Annotated in this window: 10 protein-coding genes; 7 read left to right on the top strand and 3 right to left on the bottom strand. The window is 50.5% G+C overall.

Features of this window, described 5'->3' with window-relative positions; genetic code table 11:
• Positions 1-43 precede the first annotated feature (43 nt).
• From IGR76_04980 to IGR76_04960, 5 genes are all read left to right on the top strand, one after another.
• A complete protein-coding gene (locus tag IGR76_04980; GenBank protein ID MBF2077876.1) occupies positions 44-667 on the top strand; it encodes an NADH-quinone oxidoreductase subunit J in 624 nt (207 codons plus the stop codon).
• Positions 668-762: 95 nt separating this feature from the next.
• Positions 763-1,068 (top strand): NADH-quinone oxidoreductase subunit NuoK, encoded by a 306-nt coding sequence (gene nuoK, locus IGR76_04975; protein ID MBF2077875.1) that lies wholly within the window; start codon positions 763-765, stop codon positions 1,066-1,068.
• Positions 1,069-1,072: 4 nt separating this feature from the next.
• A complete protein-coding gene (locus IGR76_04970; GenBank protein MBF2077874.1) occupies positions 1,073-1,993 on the top strand; it encodes an NAD(+) kinase in 921 nt (306 codons plus the stop codon).
• A gap of 99 nt (positions 1,994-2,092) precedes the next feature.
• The gene (locus IGR76_04965) at positions 2,093-2,299 is read left to right on the top strand and encodes a hypothetical protein (protein ID MBF2077873.1); all 207 of its coding nucleotides are present in this window, start codon (positions 2,093-2,095) and stop codon (positions 2,297-2,299) included.
• On the top strand, positions 2,296-3,366 hold the full coding sequence (locus tag IGR76_04960) for a hypothetical protein (GenBank protein ID MBF2077872.1): 1,071 nt from the start codon (positions 2,296-2,298) through the stop codon (positions 3,364-3,366). Before IGR76_04965 ends, IGR76_04960 begins: the two co-directional genes overlap by 4 nt.
• Positions 3,367-3,414: 48 nt before the next feature.
• Here IGR76_04960 and IGR76_04955 read toward each other — a convergent pair whose 3' ends face one another.
• On the bottom strand, positions 3,415-3,900 hold the full coding sequence (locus IGR76_04955) for a hypothetical protein (protein ID MBF2077871.1): 486 nt from the start codon (positions 3,898-3,900) through the stop codon (positions 3,415-3,417).
• Between the two features lie 325 nt (positions 3,901-4,225).
• Between IGR76_04955 and IGR76_04950 the strand changes: the two genes are divergently transcribed.
• A complete protein-coding gene (locus tag IGR76_04950) occupies positions 4,226-4,543 on the top strand; it encodes an anti-sigma factor antagonist (protein MBF2077870.1) in 318 nt (105 codons plus the stop codon).
• Positions 4,544-4,592: 49 nt separating this feature from the next.
• Here the strand turns inward: IGR76_04950 and dacB are convergent, their stop codons facing one another.
• Entirely contained in the window at positions 4,593-6,101 is a 1,509-nt protein-coding gene (gene dacB, locus IGR76_04945; protein MBF2077869.1) for a D-alanyl-D-alanine carboxypeptidase/D-alanyl-D-alanine-endopeptidase, read from the bottom strand.
• A 50-nt stretch (positions 6,102-6,151) separates the two neighbouring features.
• The gene (locus tag IGR76_04940) at positions 6,152-6,526 is read right to left on the bottom strand and encodes a hypothetical protein (protein ID MBF2077868.1); all 375 of its coding nucleotides are present in this window, start codon (positions 6,524-6,526) and stop codon (positions 6,152-6,154) included.
• 144 nt (positions 6,527-6,670) lie between these two features.
• Here IGR76_04940 and IGR76_04935 point away from each other — a divergent pair.
• A partial coding sequence (locus tag IGR76_04935) for an ankyrin repeat domain-containing protein (GenBank protein MBF2077867.1) occupies positions 6,671-7,256 on the top strand: 586 nt, incomplete at its 3' end.

The raw sequence follows: 7,256 nt of genomic DNA, 5'->3' as shown, positions 1-7,256 counted from the left end.
CTACTGTACAATCAGTCAGGAATAGATAAGGAGCGAAAAGGCTGTGAATCTAGCGGATGGGGTTCAACTGGTTTCATTTGTGATTTTGGGAGCCATGATGTTGGGGTCGGCTCTAGGGGTCGTTTTGTTATCCAACATTGTGTACTCAGCTTTCTTGCTGGGTGGTGTTTTTGTCGGTATTTCCGGCATGTATGTTTTACTTAACGCGGGCTTCGTGGCAGCCGCACAGATTTTGATCTACGTTGGCGCAGTAAACGTTCTGATTCTGTTCGGAATCATGCTGGTCAATAAGCGCCAATCGTTTACCCCTGTCCGCAATGCCTGGCTTGGACAAGCGATCACGGCTGTTGTTTGTGTCGGCTTGTTCGCATTGCTTGGCACCACGGTTCTGACAACACCTTGGGGTGGGGCTTCGGGTGTACCCGCGGGTGATGAATCGGTTGTGCTGATTGGCAAGCATTTCTTTAGCGATTTCTTGCTGCCGTTTGAGGTGGCATCGCTTTTGTTGCTTATGGCTTTGATTGGGGCGATTGTGTTGGCTCGTCGCGAGTTTCTGCCCGATGTTGATCGCCAAGAGCAGGTGGATCGCCCAGTATTGACCTTGCCAGAGCGTCCTCGAGAGTTGGTAGGTGTTGGCGTAAAGCCGCCGTCGGATTCGGATAAATAGGGATCAGAACTAATTGGTCTGCGATTGCGGACGGTCACTCATGGTTGACGATGGTGTTTTGCAACGCCGAACTGTTGTTTAGAAGCACAAGATTCATGGAACTGAGCTATTTCTTACTACTGGCTGCTGCCCTATTCTGTATTGGTATCTACGGGTTAGTGACCAGTCGTAACGCGATCCGCGTGTTGATGTCGATTGAGATTTTGCTGAATGCCGTCAATCTCAATTTCATGGCCTTTTCTAATTTCTTAGATCCCGTAGATATTAAGGGACAGGTCTTTGGGGTGTTTGTTATCTCTATTGCGGCAGCAGAGGCGGCGGTGGGGTTAGCAATTGTACTGTCGATCTACCGAAACCGAGATACGGTTGATATGGAGCAGTTCAACCTCCTGAAGTGGTAGAGGCGTGCAGCTAAACCAAGCGATCATTGTCTATAAAGCAGGCCATCTCGAAAGCCAGCGAATGGCTGAGGCCTGTGTTCATTATTTAGAAGGTAAGGGTTGTCGAGTGATGATGGGGCCGAGCGGCTCCAAGGACAATCCTTACCCTGTTTTCTTGGCGTCGGTCTCTCAACCTATTGACCTCGCCATTGTGTTGGGGGGGGATGGTACGACGCTGGCCGCAGCGCGACATCTTGCACCCGAAGGGATTCCGATTTTAGCGGTTAACGTGGGGGGGCATCTGGGCTTTCTGACCGAGCCGTCTCAGGTGTTGTACGAATTAGACCATCTTTTTTTCCGCATTGAGAGCGATCGCTTTGCGGTACAGCAGCGGATGATGCTCCAAGCTTCCACCTACGAAGGAAGCCGCACCAATATGGAACCGATGAGCGATCGCTACTTTGCGCTCAACGAGATGTGCGTCAGGCCAGCCTCTGCCGATCGCATGATTACCTCAATCTTAGAAATGGAAATCGATGGGGAAGTGGTCGATCAGTACCAGGGGGACGGCTTAATCGTCGCGACTCCAACGGGATCAACGTGTTACACGGTTGCGGCCAGTGGGCCAATTTTGCATCCCGGTATGGAGGCGATCGTGGTTACCCCGATTTGTCCGCTGAGTCTTTCTAGCCGCCCGATTGTGTTGCCGTGTGGTTCCGTCGTCAGCATTTGGCCGCTTGCGGATCGGGAATTGCTCACAAAATTGTGGATGGATGGGGTGTTGGCAACCTCGATCTGGCCGGGACAGCGAGTAGATATTCGCATTGCCGAGTGTCAGGCGCAGTTCATTGTCTTGGAAGAACAATATTCGTTTTTCCGCACGCTGCGCGAAAAGTTGCAATGGGCAAATACCAATATTCGCTACACAAACAACCATCGCAACTGAGGCCATTGTTTCTGGGGGTAGACCTTACGTTCTATCATCTTGCCGAGAGATGCGGTAAAACTGATCCAGTAAATCAGCCCCAATTCAGTCCGAACTGCTGTGCCTACGATTGATTCCATTCTTCGTCATGCCATTAATCCGTTTGACCCAGCTACATTTAAGCCTGGCAATTTTTGGTATGAGTCGCAGAATCCGACGCTGCACGTAGAATCCATTCATGTCGAGCCGCTTCAGGCGATCGCCACTCTCCTCAGCCAAGTCGAACAGGATCATCTTGAATCCCGATTGGTATACGCTCGCGTGTGATTGGTTGCGGGGGGTCGATTTTAGGGACACAGCGGGCGATCGCCACTGAGCACGCTGCCCAAGGCATTCTGGCAAACCTCGGACGGTTGGCCGCCGATACCCAGCCCATTGTCCTGTGTTTTGATCAGCTTGATAACATTGCCCGTACCTCGGAGGGTGTCATTGATCTCCAGGCGATTTTCAATGTCAACTCCACGATTCACAACCCGAGGTTAAGAAACTTTCTGGTGATTATCAGCATCATTACCAGCACTTGGCTGAAGGAGCTAATTCATGTGGTCTATAAAGGCGAGTTCCGTCCGCGTTTGCTCCCCAGCCCGACCTATGCGAGTCAACTCTTTAGCATCGAGGTGAGCCGTGTTGGACGGGTGGGCATTGCCTGGAACGAGGATCCCAACTTGACCAGTTTCTACCACGTCATGAATGCCTGTCGTCGGGCCGTGAGTTTGGACCTGTGTCAGCAGCTTTTGTTCATTCGCTCAGAAGGAATCGGAAAGCCTGGAAACCAGGGCTACGAGTTTTACCAGCGCATTTTCACAGACACTCCCCATCGCCATATCACGCCCAGCTTAGAGTCTGTGCAATTTTTAGCAACCTACCATAGCTTAGTCAACGCCGCTGCTTCTGGGGAGCTAGTGATTGCTGGCACAAAGCCGAGTATTGATGACTTAGAGAGCTTGCTGAATGAGTCCAACGTCCTACGCGAGTGCGACTTACTTTGGGATCTAGACCTACTAAATGGTCGTCGCCCCAAACGTCAGCGTGTTTCAAAGCGCGATCGCCCCATGCATCAACCTATCGAAATTAGAGGGGCTGAACTTTCTGATGTTCGAACGTTTCTGCTTGACTTGCTCAACGCGCACCAACTGCTAGGGCGGCAAGTTTTAGTGAACGCTGGAGTCAATCAGTTCCCCATGCCCCCAGCGACTACGATTCACCAGCTTGTCGATCAACTTCAGCAGCAGGAGCAATTGCAGGTGCTGGGTGCATTGAATAACCCTGACGAACAATTAGTCTGTTTACCACTGCCCCATAACGAGACGCGATCGCACCTTTCCACAAGTTAGGTGCGATCGCGCCAGAAAATCTACAAATACGCTTGAATCACGAACCGACTACCAGAGTGCCGGAACGGCTGCGGGTGGCGCAGAGGGAGGTGTAACGATGACGCGAGAACGGGCTGGGGGTAAGGGCACTGCTTCAAGCGGCTCGATCCGCTCAATAACTTGCAGAGACTGATTAAAAGGATTGGGAAGATCGGCAGTCCGAATAATGGGCGTACTGTGAGCTTGCTCAAACAAAAGCTCATCTGTGATGTCGCTGACGGCTCGCCCGTCCCTCCAGATTTCATTTTCTAGAAATCCGAGATCACGCCCACCAAATCCAAACATCCAGTCTAGTTGTTCACCTACCCCCCGGTTTTGGTAGTAATCCGGATCATGGGAGAAGAAAGCGTCATCAACCGCTTCGGGCACCGTGTCGATGTAGCCAGGACTAATTATTCTGACTTCTACTTCTTGCGCGATCGCTCGCTGGGCAACAACGAGCGGCATAGCAACTGCGATCGCAGCGATCGCCAAGCGATTCAACCTCACAACCATAGACAATCCCTCAATCTTTGCTTTTAATCGTAGCTCAGCTATTCTGAAAACGTTCAACTTTTTTTCGGAGAAATTCCTAAAACTTATTTATATCTTTGCAGATCAGAGATGCATTTCTTGGCACTGTAAGCATACAGACTGAAGCTGTTTTCCTGGAATTGATCCAAACTCCGTAGAAACCAGGAATAATCACAAAAGATGGTTGCGACTTTATAAAGTTCTTATTTTAGAGCAGCACCAAGACTCCAATTTTCACTGAGGATTTGACCGTCAAAATACTATTAGATGAAGGCAGAACCTTATTCAATGTATGCTATTGGAGTTTATGGATCTCACAGATCAGCCGCGAACGATTGTGTTCGCACCTAATCGTCTTGACTTCTTTACAGCACCATTTCTGGCCAAAGATCTAGATGCGAAACTTCGGGAAGGTGCAGTGGTCGTTCTTGATTTAAGTAAAACTCAATCGATTGAACCCAGTGTCACCGACGTTTTGATCGATAGTTTTGTTAAGTCTAGGCAGCGCCAAGCTCGCCTTTCGTTTAAAGGAGTAAAGCCTCAAGTCAAAGTTGTTTTGGAAATGGCGGGAATCTTGAAGCATTTTCGTCCTAAATCCGCTGAACTTGGCCAGAAGGCTAGGTAAAGCTTACCCCCATGACCAACAAAAACAAGCATCTACCGGTCTCGATCTTTCAAATATTCTCCTGACAGTTTTGTAAGCCATTCAACAGCAAAACAATGTCATCCATCGCTTGTCTTGCAGAAGCGATGGATAAAGCAGGGTCATTGACCAAAATACTGAACGTAATCGCCTCATAGTGGTCAGGGTGCAAATACCCCGATAGCGCTACTGCATCTCGCAAGGTTCCGGTTTTTCCCCACAACTGACCGACAACATCAGTGTTTTGAAATCTAGATTTTAGAGTTCCACTCACGCCCGCAACCGCAAACGAGTTTCGATAGGCGTCTGCATTGGGCGATCGCGCCATGCCATCTAACGTCGCGACAATAGCAGCAGGCGTAACTAAGTTTTGACGAGAGAGCCCCGAACCATCGGCTAGCGTTACCCCTCGACTATCGACACCCAAGGGAGATAATAAGCGGGGAATAGCCTGGGCTCCGGCGGATAGGGCGGAACTGGTTTGGGGAGAGTCTAGGACTCCCAACAAGCGTAACAGCGCCTCTGCATAGAGATTGGTGCTGTTTTGATTGGCCTCGGTGATGAGATCGATCAAGGGAGCTGAATTGATGAAGGCAATTTCATCTCCAACTTGGGAATTTGGCTTAGTTTCAAGCTGAATTTGGTTGACCTGAATGCCTGCTTGGGTCAGGGCGCTGCGAAGATGATCTCGGAAATAGGCTGTCGGGTCCGTAATGGCGATCGCCGACAGATCTGGTTCCGAACCTTCCTGCAATTGCCCATCCAGGTATAGAATCGGACGAGTCATATCCCGTCCAACGTAAATAGATTCGCCTTCCGATCGGGACACCGTTCGCGTATTGTTTTGCACTTGCCAGCCCGTCGATTCCTGGGGATTCTCCCAAACGAGCCGTAACGGTTGCCCCACCCTCTGGGGATAGAGCGTGATATTGATTGCATTCTGATTCAAAATCAGGCTATTGGCAGGGGCACCGTAGCCGGCCTGCACATCTTCAGCCTCCCAGGACGGACTCACCCAATCGCCGGGAAAATAGGAATCATCAATAATCAGGTGATCGATTTGACTGATGTTGCGATCGCGCAGTTGGGTGACTAGGGACTGCAATTGCTGATCCGATAAGCTGGGATCTCCATGTCCTTGCACCCGCAGCACGATCTCATTCTGTTTTCCAGTGGATTCCTGATAAATTGAGGTACGAATGCGATAGTCTTCGCCTAATGTATTTAGTGCTGCCGCTGTCACGAAGATTTTGGCATTGGAGGCAGGCACAAAAAACTGGGTGGTGTTTTTCTGATAAAGCCAATCTCCCTCTTCGCCGGAGGTAGGCGTTGTCCGCACAGCGATACCCCACCGCGATGAACGCACCGAAGGCTGATTGAGAATGGATTGAATGTCTGCATCTAGCTGATCAGGACAGACAGATGCATCCTGCGCGGCAGCATCCCGTCCCGAAAGGAGGACGCTCAGCCAAGCGAGTCCAACTAAGCCCGACCGTACCATCTTGAACCGTAAGCGAGGTAGAAATGGCTGCATTGTCATCCCATCCTGAATATGTATCGTCGCTTCAGCCCTTTTGAAGATCGATGGCGTTAAAAAGTTTCCTCAAAGGGGCGGCAGAAGACATCGATCCCGGTTTTGATCAAGTAAATCGCGACGGGTACCTGGAGCAACGGTGGAATGGTCGTTGCTTCGGCGAGTAGGCTTAGCACCTCCACGATCGAATCCGAGTTAAATTGTGCTTTCACGTCCGCTGCACAGATTAAATGGCGCGATCGCTTCACGAAGCCGTCTAGCCAATCGTCGGATCGGTCTGGCTCTTGCCCCACATGCAGCGCCAGGGCGATCGCCGCATCTTCTACATCACCCTCGCAGTCTTCGATCATGTCCAATGCTTCAATTGCAACTGGATTCCCCGCGAGCTCAGCCCGGTATTCAATTATTTCAACAGAATTTACAGTAATCATTTCGATAATCTATCACTATTTTTTTGACTGCGGATCGATGTGTAATCGGAGTGAGACAATAGGACATGGCACAGGTTCGTGATTAGGACGCCGCCTACTGTGCGTAAGTCTTGAGATCATCATGTGGGAGATCCAAATTTACTTATGATGTCAGGCAAAGACACGCTGTTGGTGCGAGCTGTCCACAACGGCAGTCTTGAACAAGTCCAAGCTCTATTAGATACCGGCGCTGATGCGAATACGGTCAGTCCCGACGGAACCTCCGTGCTGATGCAAGCTGCCCAAGTCGGATATACCGAAATCGTGCGGGTTTTATTGGCGCATCACGCTAACGTGAACTACGTGCGATCGCACTATGGCTTAACCGCTCTCATGGTGGCGGCGGCGGCAAATCAAGGGGATGTTCTTCGGCTACTGATCGCGGCTGGAGCTGATGTTAACCAATCCAACGAAGATGGCAGTACGGCTCTGATGATTGCGGCCTTTAAGGGGTATCAAGCGATCGTACAGCAGTTGCTCGCAGCGGGGGCTGAAGTCAATATCCGGGATCAAGATGGAGATACAGCCCTAAAAGTGGCGATCGCCCACAGTCAATCGACCATTGTGGCTCAACTGCTAGAGGCGGGCGCAGATTTAAGTCAAGTCACCTCGTCAGAGCCGCTCATTATCTTCGCCAATGAACTACCCCGCCGCAAGCGGACGGGGTATCAGAATCAAAAAAGAGCAAGTT

This window comes from Synechococcales cyanobacterium T60_A2020_003 (assembly GCA_015272205.1).
Taxonomy (GTDB): Bacteria; Cyanobacteriota; Cyanobacteriia; order RECH01; family RECH01; genus JACYMB01.
Note: the sequence above shows the minus strand (reverse complement) of the source record. Positions and strands in the feature narration are given on the sequence as shown.